This is a genomic window from Janthinobacterium violaceinigrum (assembly GCF_009208555.1).
In the GTDB taxonomy this organism is placed as follows: Bacteria; Pseudomonadota; Gammaproteobacteria; order Burkholderiales; family Burkholderiaceae_D; genus Janthinobacterium; species Janthinobacterium violaceinigrum.
Window position 1 is genome coordinate 1 of sequence record NZ_WFLI01000023.1, and the last position, 14,765, is coordinate 14,765.

Here is a 14,765-nt window from a genome sequence, read left to right on the forward strand (position 1 = left end):
ATATTACTCACCCGTTCGCCACTCGCCACCAGAGCAAGCTCCGTGCTGCCGTTCGACTTGCATGTGTAAGGCATGCCGCCAGCGTTCAATCTGAGCCAGGATCAAACTCTTCAGTTTAATCTCTGTTACTTTGCCCTTTTACAGGCACCGTTATTTCTAACGGGTCGCTCACTCAAAAAACTGACAGGCTACTTCCGAAGAAGTATCCTATTTCATTATTTCTTGTGAACATTTGATATTTTAAGTATTACGCCAATCCGAAGATCGACGCTGCACTTACATCAAATGCCCACACTTATCGACTGTTAATTGTTAAAGAACTGTATTCGGCACTGCTTTCGCGCTACCGACAAAGCGTTGTGTTTGTCAGCTGCGAAGAAGGAAGAGTATGAAGCAATTTGCTACGTCCGTCAACTCCTTCTTTTTCTCTCGTCTCACTCGGCATTTGCATGCGTCGTTCAGCGAGGGGGCGAATTATAGCCGTGCCCCGCACACCCCGCAAGCGCTATTTTGCAGTTGGGCAAATATTGCTGTGTGATATCGTAGCGCCGACCACACCCTGCCTCATCCACCTAGATTCCCATGCCTATCCCACACATCTCCCCCACCGCCAATCCCGCCCTGGCCAGCGCACTCGAACATGCCATCAATAGCAAGACCAAGCCATTGGGCAGCCTCGGCATGCTGGAAACCCTGGCCCGCCAGATCGGCCTGATCCAGCAAAGCACGCAACTGGCGCTGCACCAGCCGGCCATCATCGTTTTCGCAGCCGACCATGGCATCGTCGCTGAAGGCATTTCCGCCTATCCACAAAGCGTGACCTGGCAAATGGTGGAAAACTTCCTGGGCAACGGCGCCGCCATCAATGTCTTCGCCCGCCAGGCAGATTGCGCCCTCTATATAGTAGACGCAGGTGTGAACCACGATTTCGGTGCGCGCGAGGGATTGCTTGACCGCAAGCAAGGCCCTGGCACACGCAACTTCGCCACGGAACCTGCCATGAGCAAGGAGCAATGCCTGGCCGCCATGCAAGCCGGGATGGATCTGGTCGCCACCTTGGACGGCAACGTGCTGGGCTTTGGCGAAATGGGCATCGGCAATACCACGGCCGCCGCCGCACTGATGCACAAGCTGACCGCTACGCCCGTCGCCGATTGCGTCGGTGCCGGCACGGGCCTCTCGAAAGAAGGCGTACGACATAAGCAGCAGGTGATCGAAGCGGCTGTCGCGCATCATGCGGCAGTCAATGAGCCGCTCGATGTGCTGGCCACCTTTGGCGGTTTCGAAATCGCCATGATGGCCGGCGCCATGCTCAAAGCAGCCGAACGGCGCATGGTCCTGCTGATCGACGGCTTCATCGTCAGCAGCGCCCTGCTGGTGGCGGCCCGTTTGCAGCCGGCCATCCTCGACTACTGCGTGTTTTCGCACTGCTCCGATGAAAATGGCCACCGCCAGCTGCTGGCCAGCCTGGATGCGCGGCCGCTGCTGCAACTGGACCTGCGTCTGGGCGAAGGCACGGGTTCCGCGCTGGCCTTGCCACTGCTGCACGCGGCCGTCAATTTCATGCGCGAGATGGCCACTTTCGCCTCGGCCCAGGTCAGCGAAAAGTCCACGCCAGACTAAGACCATGGCCCATCCCCTTGCCGCAGCAATCCACCAGTGCCGTCTCTTTTTCATCGCGCTGCAATTCTTCACGCGCCTGCCCATCCCCCGCTGGGTGGGGTTCGAGCCAGCCTGGCTGCAGCATGCCTCGCGCTACTTTCCCCTGGTGGGCGTGGTGGTGGCGGCCATCTGCGGCACGGTGTATGTGCTGGCCAGCTGGCTGCTGCCATCGCCGGTGGCCGTGCTGCTGGCCGTCGCCGCCGGCATTTACCTGACGGGCGCCTTCCATGAAGACGGTTTCGCCGACATGTGCGACGGCTTCGGCGGCGGCTTGACGCGCGAGCGTGTGCTCGAGATCATGAAGGATTCGCGCATCGGCGCCTATGGCGCCATCGGCATCGTCTGCCTGCTGGCCATCAAATGCGCGGCACTGGTTTCGCTGCCGCCCGCCGTCATCGTGGCGACACTGTGCATCGCCCATCCGCTCTCGCGCCTGGCCGCCGTCTCGCTGATCCGATTCATGGATTACGCGCGCGATGAAGGCAAGTCCAAACCCATGGCGCAGGAAATGCGCACGGGTGAATTCATCATCGCCGCCGTCTGCGGCCTGCTGCCCGCCGTCGCCTGCGGCGTGCTGGGGATACTCGACTGGGGTGCGCTGGCCTTTGCCATCGTGGCGGCCGCCGCCTGCGCATTCTGGCTGGGCCGCAAATGCCAGCGCCGCCTGCAAGGCTATACGGGCGACTGCCTGGGCGCCGTGCAGCAAGTGGCGGAAGTGGCGATCTACCTGGCCATCCTCTCCAGCTTCCAGCCTCCCGTGCGCTTCTATTAAGCCAGCATGCGCCTGATCCTCGTCCGCCACCCCGCCCCCAAAGTGAGCAGCGGCACCTGCTATGGCCGCAGCGACGTGACAGTAACGCCGCACGCGCTGGCCGCCGTGCGCGCCAGCTTGCAGACGACCTTGCCGCCGCATGTGCCGCTATATGCCAGCCCCCTGCGCCGCTGCGCCGAACTGGCGGCGGCCCTGGCGCAGGACTTGCCCGCGAGCGCCCTGCGTTTCGACGCGCGGCTGGCCGAAATGGATTTCGGCGCGTGGGAAATGCAGCCCTGGCACGCGATTGCACGTGAAGACATCGATGCCTGGGCGGCCGGCCTGGCCCACTACCGCCCCGGCGGCGGTGAAAATGTGCTGGCGATGGCCGCCCGCGTCGATGCGTTTCTGGGCGATTTGTTGCGCGAACAACACGAAACGGCCATCATCATCTGCCATGCAGGCACCATCCGTCTGCTCTGCGCATTGCAGGCGGGGCTGCCATTGGAGGAAACCGCCCTGCTGGCCGCCAATTCCCCCCATAAAATCGCCTACGGTGCGACTGTCGTCGTCGATTTCTGATATTGAATTGTCCAGTCGACCATGTCAGTCCATGCCTGCTGCACGTATAATGGCGGGGTTTTGGTGCCCGCGTTCATGTCCATGAGCGCAGTTAAACGGGAAACACGATGCCGCGATCGCGGCGAGCGTGTGCTGCCCCCGCAACGGTAAGCAAGTGTCGCCCCTCCCCACAGGAAGCGGGCGACAAGCGATCTCTGACAACCACTGTGCTTGCAATCATCGAGCATGGGAAGGTGGGATCGCCGTACTTGCCAGCCCGGATACCGGCCAGGACAGGTGGAAGTGCGGGCCTTGCCGGGCGCCGCGCCTTCCGTTGAATCTGGCTTGCGGGGACGCGAGCCGGGTGCTTTTTCCGAAGAAAACGATATCATGACTGCTCCCGTATTACACCGCCGCGCGCCGGCAATGGCGCCGCGCGCCCTGGTTTCCGCCATTTCCCTGTGCTTCATCGCCGCCGCTCCAGCATTCGCGCAAACCCCAAACAACACGCTGGACCAGATCGTCGTCACCGGCTCCCGCTTCAACAGCGACCCGGCATTGCAACCGATTGGCGCCACCGTCATCACGGCCGATGAAATCCGCCGCGCGGGCATCAGCGATGTGAACCAGGCCATCCGCAAGATCGGCGGCGTCTATGGCCGTCAAAGCCTCACCGGCAGCCCTGACTTCACCCTCGATCTGCGCGGCTTCGGCGCTACCGCCAGCCAGAACACGGTCGTGGTCCTCGACGGCGTGCGCCTGTCGGAAAATGAACTGACCGATCCCGTCCTGGCCAGCATCCCCATCGATAGCGTCGAACGCATTGAAATCACGCGCGGCGGCAGCAGCGTCCTGTACGGCGACGGCGCCACGGGCGGCGTGATCAACATCGTCACCAAGCGTCCAGGCAAGCAGGCTGGCCGCGGTACCGTCTTTGCCGAAGTCGGCCAGCTGGGCCAGCGCGAAGTGCGCGGCTCCGTAGCCCAGACCTGGAATAACGTCACCCTCGACGCCGCTATCGGCAAGCAGGAAACCGACAACTATCGCGACAATAACGAATACAAGCAGACCAGCTTCGGCGGCGGCGCGCAATGGCAGGGCAAGGATGTCCGCGCCGGCGTGCGTATCGACAGCACGCGTCAGGACAGCCGTTTCCCTGGTTCGATCACATTGGCCCAGTTTGAAGCCAACCCACGCCAGGCGAAAACACTGAAAGATTTCGGCTCGGTCGACAGCGACCGCTATACCGCCTTCGCCGAAGGCCGCCTGGGTGCCGTAGACCTGGCAGCCGAACTGTCGCACCGCGAAAAGACGGCAAAGTCAACCTACTCCGGCGACCCATCACAGCGCAAAGCCAAACAAAACCAGTTCTCGCCACGACTGCGCCACCTGGGCCAGTTCGACGGCATGCTCAATGAGATCGTCGCCGGCGCCGACTTCATCAAGTGGGATATTGCAGTCGATGCTTCGTACTCCCAGGCCAAGGCCAAACAAAAATCACAGGCATTCTATGTGCGTGACGAACTGAAATTCGCCAGCCCGCAAAATTTCCGTATCGCCGCAGGTGTACGCCATGAAACCTTCGACAAGGACTTCAACGACCCTATCGGATACCCCACGACGGCCTACAACATCAAGCAGAGCTTCAATGCCTGGGACGTGCAAGGCAGCTTCGATGTCGTGCCCCAAGTAAATCTGTACGCCAAGGCCGGCCAGAGCTATCGCGTGGCTACCGCCGATGAAAACGGTTCGACACCGGTTGCCAACAAGCCCTTGCAAGGCCAGACCTCGCACGACCTGGAGTTGGGCGCGACCTACGACAACAGCATCGTCAAGGTCGACGCACGCGTCTTCCGCCACAAGCTGACCAACGAGATCTACTATGACCCGACGGCAGGCGCGTCCGGCTGGGGTGCCAACACCAACCTGGACCCGACCAAGCACCAGGGCTTCGAACTCGATGCACGCGCGAATATCGCAGCTGACTGGCGCGTCAGCGGCCACTACCAGCACGTGAAGGCCACCTTCACCGAAGGCGTCAATTCGGGCAAGGAACTGACCCTGATCCCGAAAAACACCCTGTCGGCCCGCCTGTCGTGGGTGCCGAAAGATGGCCAGAGCGCCGACTTCGGCGCGCAATGGGTGGACAGCCAGCGCTATGGCAGCGATTTTGCCAATACCTGCTCTGCCAAGATCCCGTCGTTCACCACCTTCGACGCCCGCTATGCTCGCAAGTTCGGCGCCTGGGAAGTGGCCGTCAATGCCTTGAACCTGACGGACAAGCAGTACTTCACCAACGCCTTCAGCTGCAAAGGCGGCATCTATCCTAGCAATGGCCGCCAGATGAAACTGTCGGCACGCTACGATTTCTAAAGCGGCCAGGAGTTGATTACAATGGCCCGTACGCGCAATCGCATGCGGGCCATTTTTCGTATACGCCCCACCAACGCATCCGAGGAAGTCCGCAACCACTTGCACCGTTCCCGTTTCATCTAAGGCAGTACATGCACCCATTTTTCCGCAATATGCGCCACCGCGCCACCGTCATCCTCACGGTGCTGGTCGTGTGCGCCGTTGCCAGCCTGATTTTCTCCGGCATGATCGGTTCGATCGCGATTCCGCTCGCCGACCTGCCTTCCGCCCTGTTCCATGTCGTGCAGGGCAAGACCGATACCCTCGCCGCCACCTTGCTCGACCTGCGCCTGGGCCGCGCGCTGACCGCCTTTGTCACCGGCGCGGCACTGTCGCTGGCCGGCCTGATGATGCAGGCGCTGCTGCGCAATCCCCTGGCCGACCCCTATGTGCTTGGCATTTCCGCCGGCGCCTCTGTCGGCGCGCTGGCCGCGCTGCTGTTCATGTGCGCGCTGTGGGTGGTCGACGCAGCGGCCTTTGCCGGCGCCGTCGGCGTGTCCATGCTGCTGTATTTCTTTGCCCGCCGCGACCTGCGCGGCGGCACGGCGGCCGAAGGCGGCGCTTCGCTATTGCTGCTGACGGGCGTGATCCTGGCCTCGGCCTGCATGGCCATCGTCACCCTGATGCTGTCCATCGCCCCTGAAAGCCGCTTGCGCAGCATGGTGTTCTGGATGATCGGAGACCTGTCCGGCGCGCCCGCGCGGCTGATGCCCTGGCTGGTGCTGGCCGGCGCCCTGGTCTTCGCCTTGCGCTGCGCGCGTTCGCTGAACATCATGGCGCTGCACGCGGAAGCGGCCAGCACCCTGGGCGTACGCGTGGGCGCCCTGCGCAAAGGCCTGTTCTTCTGTTCCGGCCTGCTCACGGCCAGCGCCGTCACCAGCGCCGGCAGCGTGGGTTTCGTGGGCCTGATCGTGCCGCACGCGCTGCGCTTTGCCTGCGGCCCCGATCATCGCCTGCTGATACCGGCCGCCGCACTGGCCGGCGGCACCTTCCTCGTGCTGGCCGATACTTTGGCGCGCACCGTGCTGGCGCCGTTGCAGCTGCCCGTCGGCGTCGTCACGGCGATGATAGGCGCGCCCGTCTTCCTGTACCAGCTCCATCGATTGCGCAGGAGATGAAACAAGCATGATACGCACCTACCAACTGGGCCTGAAAGCAGGCCCGCGCTCCCTCGTGGAAAACCTCACCTGGCAAATCAGGGATGGCGAATGCTGGAGCGTGATCGGCCGCAATGGCGCTGGAAAAAGCACATTGCTGCGCGCACTGGCCGGCTTGCGCGAACCGGATGCGGGCCACGTGACGATACAGGGCCGCGCCCTGGTCGACTGGCCGCTGGAAGAACTGGCGCGCGAGCGCGCGTTCCTGGCGCAGGCGCGGCATGACGCGTTTTCGTACCGCGTCATCGAAACCGTGCTGTCGGCACGCCACCCATATCACGACAACCATTACTGGGAAGGCAGCGACGACCAGCGCATCGCCCTGGCGGCGCTGGCGTCGATGGAAGTGGAGCACCTGGCCGAGCGCGACGTGCGCAGCCTGTCCGGCGGCGAACGCCAGCGCGTGGCCATCGCCGCCATGCTGGCGCAGGACACGCCCTTGCTGCTGCTGGACGAACCTGCCAATGCGCTGGACCTGGCGCACCAGGTCAGCGTCATGGGCCTGCTATCGAAGCTGTGCCGCGAGCAGCAGAAAACCGTGGTCATGGTGGGACATGACCTGAACCTGGCGCACAGCGTCTCGACCCACGCGCTGCTGCTGATGGGCGACGGCGGCTGGCTGGCAGGTCCCGTGGCAGAGGTGATGCAGGCATCCACCCTGGGCGACTACCTGGGCCACCCTATCGAGATCATCGATCACGGCAAACGCAAGATATTCATACCGAAAGAGGACTGACATGAGCGACAACAAGAACATCGACGCGGACACCGCCGCCATCAACGAACGCCACCGCGTGCGCATGGAGCGCAAGAAAGCCATCATCGATGCGGCCATCGCCAAGGCCGACAAGGAAATCGGCATCATCATCGTCAACACGGGCAATGGCAAGGGCAAGAGTTCGAGCGGCTTCGGCATGGCCATCCGCGCCATGGGCCACGGCATGAAAGTGGGCGTGGTGCAGTTCATCAAGGGCGCCATGTCGACGGGCGAAGAAAAATTCCTGCGCCGCTTCCCCGACGAAATCAGTTTTCATGCGATGGGCGAAGGCTATACCTGGGAAACGCAGAACCGCGAACGCGACATCGAAAAGGCCGAACTGGCATGGGAACAGGCAAAGACCTTCCTGGCCGACCCCAGCTACGGCCTGGTGCTGTTCGACGAGCTCAATATCGCCCTCAAGTACAAATACCTCGACGTGCACAAGGTCATCGCCGACCTGCTGGAACGCCCGGCCATGCAGCACGTGGTCATTACGGGCCGCGGCGCGCCGGACGAACTGATCGCCATCGCCGACACCGTCACGGAAATGGCCGTCGTCAAGCATGCATATGCAGCCGGCATCGGCGCGCAACTCGGCACCGAGTGGTAACAGCGCCATGACGCGCACCCTGGTCTTTGGCGGCGCCCGATCGGGCAAGAGCGCCTACGCCGAACAACTGGCCCGGGCGTCCGGCAAGGAAGTCGTCTACATCGCCACCGCGCAGGCGGGCGACGGCGAGATGGCCACGCGCATCGCGCATCACCGGGTACAGCGCCCGGCCGGGTGGACCACCGTAGAAGAGCCGCTGCGCCTGGGCGACGCCATCCTGCGGCAGGCGCACCTGGGCCGCCTGCTGCTGGTCGACTGCCTGACCCTGTGGCTGACGAACCTGATGTTTTCCACCGGCGAGACCTATCCTGACGTGGGCGACATCGCCCTGCCCGAGCTGTTCCACAGCGAGCGCGCGCACCTGCTGTATGCGCTGGCCGAAATCGAGGAAAGCGGCTGCGACCTTGTCCTCGTATCGAATGAAGTGGGCATGGGCATCGTGCCGTATGGCGCCATCTCGCGCTGCTTCACCGATGAAGCGGGCCGCCTGAACCAGGCCGTGGCGGCCGCCTGCGACAGGGCCGTATTGGTCGCCGCCGGCCTGCCCCTGCACCTGAAAGGCGGCCCATGCTGAGCGGCCTGTCGCTGCCCATGCTGGCCGCCTTGATGACGGCCGGCGTGCTGCTCGACCTGCTGCTGGGAGAGACGCGCCGCTGGCATCCGCTGGTGGGCTTCGGCCGCCTCGCCAGCGCGCTGGAACGCCTGCTGAACCGGGGCCGCGGACGTTTTCCAAGGGGCGCGCTGGCCTGGTCGCTGGCCGTGCTGCCCATCAGCTATGCCGCCTACTGGCTGTGCGGCCTGGCGGGCGCCGCCCTCCACGTTTTCCTGCTGTACCTGTGCCTGGGCTTGCGCAGCCTGCGCGACCACAACCAGCCCATCGCCGACGCCCTGGCCATCGATGACCTGGACAACGCGCGCCTGCTGACGGCGCGCATCGTCAGCCGCGACACGGCCAATGCCGACGCGGCCAGCCTGGCCAAGGCCAGCACGGAATCCTTGCTGGAAAACGGCAACGACGCCGTCTTCGGCACCCTGTTCTGGTTTGCCGTGGCGGGCGGCCCCGGCGCCGTGCTGTTCCGGCTGGCCAATACGCTGGACGCCATGTGGGGCTACCGCAACGAGCGCTACGACTGGTTCGGCTGCTGCGCCGCGCGCATCGACGACATCCTCAATTATCTGCCGGCGCGCCTGACGGCCCTGTCCTATGTCTTGCTGGGTAAGACCATGGCCGACAAGCGGCGCGCCTGGCACTGCTGGCGCAGCCAGGCCCCCAACTGGGGCAGCCCGAATGCGGGCCCCGTGATGGCCAGCGGCGCCGGCGCCCTGGGCCTGGCACTCGGCGGCGACGCCATCTACGACGGCGAGCTGGAACGCCGCCCGCCGTTGGGCAGCGGCCGCCCGGCCGACGCGCGCGACATCGACCGCGCCTGGCGCCTGGTGGCTGAAACAGCCGTGCTGTGGCTGATCTGGATGGCGTTGCTGGCGGGCCTGTACTACCTGAAGGGAAAATACCTTGCTTGAACATGGCGGCAACCTGCGCGACGCCGCGCGCGAATACGGCAGGCCGCTGGAAGACTGGATCGACCTGTCGACCGGCATCAACCCCCACTGGTATGCAGCGCCAGCACCCGGCGCCAACGCCTGGCACCGGCTGCCGGAAACCGATCCCGCGCTGGCAGCTGCCGCCTGCGCCCACTACGGCGCGCCGGCCATGCTGCCCGTGGCGGGCACGCAGGCGGCCATCCAGGCCCTGCCCCGGCTGCGCGCGCCGTCGCGCGTGGTGGTGGCCGCACCGTCGTATGCGGAACATGCGCACCACTGGGGCCAGCATGGCCATCAATTACGGCAAGTGCCGTATGCGCAACTGGCCGATGCGCTCGACCATTGCGACGTGCTCGTGATCTGCAACCCAAACAATCCCACGGGCGAGCGCATCGCGCCCGAACTGCTGCTGGAGTGGGCGGACAGGCTGGCCGCGCGCGGCGGCTGGCTGGTGGTCGATGAAGCGTTTGGCGACACGGAAGTGCAAACCAGCCTCGGAGCGCATACGCATCGACCAGGCCTCATCGTGCTGCGCTCCGTCGGCAAATTCTTTGGCCTGGCGGGACTGCGCCTGGGCTTTGTCGCCGCCCATCCCGTGCTGCTGGCACAGCTGGCCGACCTGCTGGGCCCATGGACCGTCAGCGGCCCTGCGCAGCACGTGGCGCTGGCCGCCTTGCGCGATACGCACTGGCAGGTGGCGATGCGCGAACGCCTGCGCGGCGAAGGTACGCGCCTGCACCAGCTATTGGCCGCGCACGGCATCGCCAGCAGCGGCACGGCGCTGTTTCAATGGTGGCCGGAAGAACGCGCCGAGGCGTTCTGGCGCCACATGGCGGAATCGGGCATCTGGGTGCGCCTGTTCCGCCACGCCGCCCACGGCATCCGCCTGGGCCTGCCCCCCGACGAACCCGCCTGGCTGCGCCTGCAGCAGGCCCTCACCGCATGGAAGCACATATGAACCACTTGAAAACCGCACTGCTGCTGGCCGGACTGGTCTCGCTGCACGCGCAGGCCGCCATCACCGTGCGCGACGACGACGGCAATACCGTCACCGTGCAAAAACCGGCGCAGCGCATCCTGGCGCTGGCGCCGCACGTGACGGAGCTGCTGTTTGCGGCCGGTGGCGGCGACAGGATCGCAGGCGTCGTCAGCTACAGCGACTATCCGGAAGCGGCGAAGAAGCTGCCGCAGGTGGGCGACAACCGCCAGTACGACATGGAGCGCATCATCGCCATGAAGCCGGACCTCATCGTCGTGTGGATGCATGGCAGCGCCGAGCGCCAGATCGCCATGCTGCGCCAGCTGAAGGTGCCCATCTATCACAGCGAACCGCGCAAGCTGGCCGATATCCCCGACAGCATGGAGCGCCTGGGCCGGCTGATGGGAACGGAAAACGTCGCCAGACCGGCCGCCGCCCAGCTGCGCGCCAAACTGGCCAGCCTGACGGCGCAATACGCGCAGCGTCCGCCCGTGCGCGTGTTTTACCAGGTGTGGGACAAACCCCTGTACACCCTCAGCGGCGCGAGCATCATCAGCGATTCCATGCGCCTGTGCGGCGCGCAGAATATCTTTGCCGCGATGAAGGTGGTGGCGCCCGTCGTCACGCCCGAAGGCGTGCTGCAGGAAGACCCGGAAGCCATTTTCGGCACCAGCGAAAAAAGCGATCCGCGCAGCGAAGGCGGCCTGGCCATGTGGCGCGCCTTCCCGTCGCTGACGGCCGTGCGCCGGAATAACCTGTTCCGCCTGAATGGCGACCTGCTTAACCGCGCCGGTCCGCGCATGATCGAAGGCACGGCCGCCATGTGCGAGCAGGTGGAAGTGGCCCGCCAGCACCGCACCGCGCCGGCGGCAAAGGCCACGCCATGAGCCATTACCAGCGCATCGCCTGCCTGTCGACGGAAGCCGTGGAGACGCTGTATGCGCTGGGCGCGGAAGACGTCATCGCAGGCATTTCCGGCTTTACCGTGCGTCCGCCCCGCACGCGCGAGGAAAAAACCAAGATCAGCGGTTTTTCATCTTCCAGCCTGGAGCGCATCCTGGCCGTCAAGCCCGACCTCGTGATCGGCTTTTGCGACATGCAGGCCGATATCTGCCGCGACCTGGTCAAGGCCGGCGTCGAAGTACACCAGTTCAACCAGCGCACGGTGGAAGGCATCCTGCGCATGATCGGCGTGCTGGCCGCACTGGTGCAGCGCGAGGAAGCGGGACGCGCACTGATCGCCAGCCTGCGCGCAGACATCGCCGCCGCGCAAGCGCGCGCCGCCTCCTGGACGCGCAAGCCCGTGATTTACTTTGAAGAGTGGAATGATCCCCTGATGAGCGGCATCGGCTGGGCGGCCGAATTGATCGGCATCGCCGGCGGCACGGACGCCTTTCCCGAGCTGTCCGCGCATCCGGGGGCAAAGGAGCGCATCATCGCCGATCCTCTGGCCGTGGTGCGGCGCGCGCCCGACATCATCATCGCCACCTGGTGCGGCAAGAAGTTCCAGCCGGCGCAGCTGACGGCACGCCCGGGCTGGGATGCGATCCCCGCCGTACAGAACCAGATGCTGTTCGAGATCAAGTCGCCCGACATTCTGTCTCCCGGCCCGGCCGCCATCACGGAGGGCTTGCGCCAGATCAGCGATATCGTTGCGCAGTGGCAAGACGGGCAAGGGCGCCAGCCATGAACACGCCCTTCCCCGCCCTGATGGTGCAGGGCACGACCTCGGACGCGGGCAAGAGCACCGTCGTCGCGGCCCTGTGCCGCCTGTTGAAACGGCGCGGCGTGACGGTCGCGCCCTTCAAGCCGCAGAACATGGCCTTGAACAGCGCCGTGACGAGCGATGGCGGCGAGATCGGCCGCGCGCAAGCCTTACAGGCGCTGGCCTGCGGCATTGCGCCGCACACGGACATGAATCCGGTGCTGCTGAAACCGTCGTCGAACACGGGCGCGCAGGTGATCATCCATGGCAAGGTGCGCGCCGAGATGGATGCGCGCGACTACCAGCAATACAAGACCATCGCCATGGGCGCCGTGCTGGAATCCTACACGCGCTTGCGCCAGCAGTACGACGCCGTCGTCGTCGAAGGCGCGGGCAGCCCCGCCGAAGTGAACCTGCGCGCGCGCGACATCGCCAACATGGGCTTTGCGGAAGCCGTCGACTGCCCCGTGATCCTGGTGGCCGACATCGACCGGGGCGGCGTCTTTGCCCACATCATCGGCACCCTGGCCTGCCTGTCCGACAGCGAGCGGGCGCGCATCCTCGGCTTCGTCATCAACCGCTTCCGCGGCGACATCTCGCTGCTGGCCCCCGGCATCGAGTGGCTGGAACAGCAGACGGGCAAGCCCGTGCTGGCCGTGCTGCCCTACCTGCAAGGCCTGTTCCTCGATGCGGAAGACGCCGTCGAAGCGATGCAGGCCGAACGGGGCGCCTTCAAGGTGGTGGTGCCGCAACTGCCGCGCATCAGCAACCACACGGATCTCGACGCGCTGCGCGCCCACCCCGATATCGACTTGTGCTTCATCAAGCAGGGGCAGCCGATTCCGCCGGCCGACCTCGTGATCCTGCCCGGCAGCAAGAACACGCGGGGCGACCTGGCCTGGCTGCAGCAGCAGGGCTGGTCCGCCTACCTGGCAAAACACCTGCGCTACGGCGGCAAGGTAATCGGCATCTGCGGCGGCTTCCAGATGCTGGGGCAGTGCGTGCGCGATCCGCTGGGCGTGGAAGGCGCAGCGGGAGAGTCCACGGCGCTGGGATTGCTCGACATGGCGACGGAGCTGACCAGCGACAAGCGGCTGCAACAGGTGAGCGGCCACTGCGCCTTTGCCGGCGCGGCCGGCGCGCCCGTGGCTGGCTATGAAATCCACATGGGCGTCTCGCATGGCGCCGCCCTGCAGCAGCCGGCGTTCACGATCGACGGGCGGCCGGAAGGGGCGGTGTCGGGCGACGGGCAAATCCTGGGCAGCTATCTGCACGGCCTGTTCGACACGCCCGCCGCGTGTGCGGCCCTGCTGCGCTGGGCGGGGCTGGCATCGGAGCGCAGCGTCGATACGGGCGCCCTGCGCGAGGCCAGCCTGGAGCGCATCGCCGACGCGGCGCTGCCGCTGCTGGCCGCGCTCGATGCGCTCCAGCGCTAGGCCTTACTGTTTCAGGCACGTCGTCAGGAAGGACCGGTCGGTCGAGAACTGCACCGCCATGCTCGACGAGACAGGCATGAACAGCGCGTAATCGGCCTGCGCGTCGGCCGGGTCCTTGAGTACGGCGATGCCATCGAAATCGACGGCCTGGGCGCCGGTGCCCAGCTTGTTCAGGGTCACGCTTTCCGTGTGCACCTTGCCCGTGCCATTGTTCGTGATGGTCGCCACATTGCCGGAGATGCCGATCCTGCCCGTCGTGCCGCCCTGCTCGGCGCAGGCATAGCTGCCATTGATTTCCGTGCCGATCTTCTGCTGTCTGGCGGCCACGATGTTGCCCACGCGCAGCACGTTTTCCTGGTTCAGGCTATAGCGGTCGATGAACAGCGCCAGCCCCCGGTCCCCCGCATGCACATGCACGATGCCAAAATCCTGGCCTCCCTGGCGGGCGACGAGCAAGCCGTTCTTTGCATCCTTGACTAGGGTCAGGTCCGCACTTTCCGGCTGCGGCAAGCCCGGCACGGCCGAACATGCGCCCTGGGCATTGAAAATGCCGCCATTGCACAGCTGCGCCGTGCCATTGGCGGCGATCCTGACACTGCCTTTCGGATTGAAACGGTCGCCGCCGCCCCTGGCATTGCGCATGGCGCCCACGAACAGGTAGCTGCCGGCCAGTTTGGCCACGTCGCCCACCGCATAGCCGGTGCCGCTGACGGTCGAGGCCATGTTGCCCAGCTTGATATTTCCGCTCAACAAGCGCGTGCGCGCATCGACGGTGACGCTGAAATCCGTCGCCGTGTAGGTCGTGAGATTGCCGGCGGTGGCGGCGCTGAACGTGCCACTGCGGTCGCTCAAGCCGAACTGCGTCGACAGGACGCGAATGGCATAGGTCTTCTTCGCGCTGTCGAACGTGATGCGCCAGGTGTCGCCGATATCGGCCGCCACGTCATACACGCTTTCAGCGGCGCTGGCGCCGGCAATGACGCTCAGGCCCGCATCCCTGGCCACGGCTTCCGATGCCGCAGCCACGCTGTCGGCGGGGACGACGGGAGGCGTGACCACGACGGGCGGTGTCACCGGCGCCTCCGGCGCGCCGCCCTCGCTGCCGCCACCGCAGGCGGACAGGGCGGCGCCCAGGACAAGGAAGGTAAGTGCATTTTTCATGTGGTGTGACTTTCGGGGAAAGATGAGGC

The 14,765-nt window shown here is 65.1% G+C and carries 14 protein-coding genes, 1 rRNA gene and 1 riboswitch; of the genes, 13 read left to right on the forward strand and 2 right to left on the reverse strand.

What is annotated here, in order from left to right; translation table 11 throughout:
* Window positions 1–117: ribosomal RNA gene (locus tag GCN75_RS18525) — 16S ribosomal RNA — on the reverse strand; the annotation flags it as partial.
* 465 nt (window positions 118–582) lie between these two features.
* Here GCN75_RS18525 and cobT point away from each other — a divergent pair.
* The 13 genes from cobT to GCN75_RS18590 all read left to right on the forward strand — a co-directional run bounded on the left by cobT (window position 583) and on the right by GCN75_RS18590 (window position 13,575).
* Entirely contained in the window at window positions 583–1,623 is a 1,041-nt protein-coding gene (gene cobT / locus GCN75_RS18530) for a nicotinate-nucleotide--dimethylbenzimidazole phosphoribosyltransferase (RefSeq protein WP_152283757.1), read from the forward strand.
* A 4-nt stretch (window positions 1,624–1,627) separates the two neighbouring features.
* Complete coding sequence (locus GCN75_RS18535; RefSeq protein WP_152283758.1) at window positions 1,628–2,434, forward strand: adenosylcobinamide-GDP ribazoletransferase; 807 nt, start codon at window positions 1,628–1,630, stop codon at window positions 2,432–2,434.
* A 6-nt stretch (window positions 2,435–2,440) separates the two neighbouring features.
* Window positions 2,441–2,995 carry a histidine phosphatase family protein gene (locus GCN75_RS18540; RefSeq protein ID WP_152283759.1) on the forward strand — a complete coding sequence of 185 codons (555 nt, stop codon included), beginning with the start codon at window positions 2,441–2,443 and terminating at the stop codon, window positions 2,993–2,995.
* 44 nt (window positions 2,996–3,039) lie between these two features.
* Window positions 3,040–3,281, forward strand: a riboswitch (cobalamin riboswitch).
* An 83-nt stretch (window positions 3,282–3,364) separates the two neighbouring features.
* Window positions 3,365–5,347 (forward strand): TonB-dependent receptor, encoded by a 1,983-nt coding sequence (locus tag GCN75_RS18545; protein WP_226941457.1) that lies wholly within the window; start codon window positions 3,365–3,367, stop codon window positions 5,345–5,347.
* A gap of 131 nt (window positions 5,348–5,478) precedes the next feature.
* Window positions 5,479–6,504, forward strand: a complete 1,026-nt coding sequence (locus tag GCN75_RS18550; RefSeq protein WP_152283760.1) for a FecCD family ABC transporter permease — start codon at window positions 5,479–5,481, stop codon at window positions 6,502–6,504.
* Between the two features lie 7 nt (window positions 6,505–6,511).
* On the forward strand, window positions 6,512–7,279 hold the full coding sequence (locus GCN75_RS18555) for an ABC transporter ATP-binding protein (RefSeq protein WP_152283761.1): 768 nt from the start codon (window positions 6,512–6,514) through the stop codon (window positions 7,277–7,279).
* Window position 7,280: 1 nt separating this feature from the next.
* Window positions 7,281–7,913 (forward strand): cob(I)yrinic acid a,c-diamide adenosyltransferase, encoded by a 633-nt coding sequence (gene cobO / locus GCN75_RS18560; RefSeq protein WP_152257650.1) that lies wholly within the window; start codon window positions 7,281–7,283, stop codon window positions 7,911–7,913.
* Window positions 7,914–7,920: 7 nt separating this feature from the next.
* Entirely contained in the window at window positions 7,921–8,487 is a 567-nt protein-coding gene (gene cobU / locus GCN75_RS18565; protein WP_152283762.1) for a bifunctional adenosylcobinamide kinase/adenosylcobinamide-phosphate guanylyltransferase, read from the forward strand.
* Entirely contained in the window at window positions 8,481–9,434 is a 954-nt protein-coding gene (gene cbiB / locus GCN75_RS18570) for an adenosylcobinamide-phosphate synthase CbiB (protein ID WP_152283763.1), read from the forward strand. The genes cobU and cbiB overlap by 7 nt, the downstream gene beginning before the upstream one ends.
* On the forward strand, window positions 9,427–10,413 hold the full coding sequence (cobD, locus tag GCN75_RS18575) for a threonine-phosphate decarboxylase CobD (RefSeq protein WP_152283764.1): 987 nt from the start codon (window positions 9,427–9,429) through the stop codon (window positions 10,411–10,413). The genes cbiB and cobD overlap by 8 nt, the downstream gene beginning before the upstream one ends.
* Window positions 10,410–11,321 carry a cobalamin-binding protein gene (locus GCN75_RS18580; protein WP_152283765.1) on the forward strand — a complete coding sequence of 304 codons (912 nt, stop codon included), beginning with the start codon at window positions 10,410–10,412 and terminating at the stop codon, window positions 11,319–11,321. The genes cobD and GCN75_RS18580 overlap by 4 nt, the downstream gene beginning before the upstream one ends.
* Complete coding sequence (locus tag GCN75_RS18585) at window positions 11,318–12,124, forward strand: ABC transporter substrate-binding protein (protein ID WP_152283766.1); 807 nt, start codon at window positions 11,318–11,320, stop codon at window positions 12,122–12,124. Before GCN75_RS18580 ends, GCN75_RS18585 begins: the two co-directional genes overlap by 4 nt.
* A complete protein-coding gene (locus GCN75_RS18590; protein WP_152283767.1) occupies window positions 12,121–13,575 on the forward strand; it encodes a cobyric acid synthase in 1,455 nt (484 codons plus the stop codon). The genes GCN75_RS18585 and GCN75_RS18590 overlap by 4 nt, the downstream gene beginning before the upstream one ends.
* A 3-nt stretch (window positions 13,576–13,578) precedes the next feature.
* On the opposite strand, the gene GCN75_RS18595 is transcribed toward GCN75_RS18590, so the two are convergent.
* Entirely contained in the window at window positions 13,579–14,736 is a 1,158-nt protein-coding gene (locus tag GCN75_RS18595; protein WP_152283768.1) for a hypothetical protein, read from the reverse strand.
* Window positions 14,737–14,765: the final 29 nt, after the last annotated feature.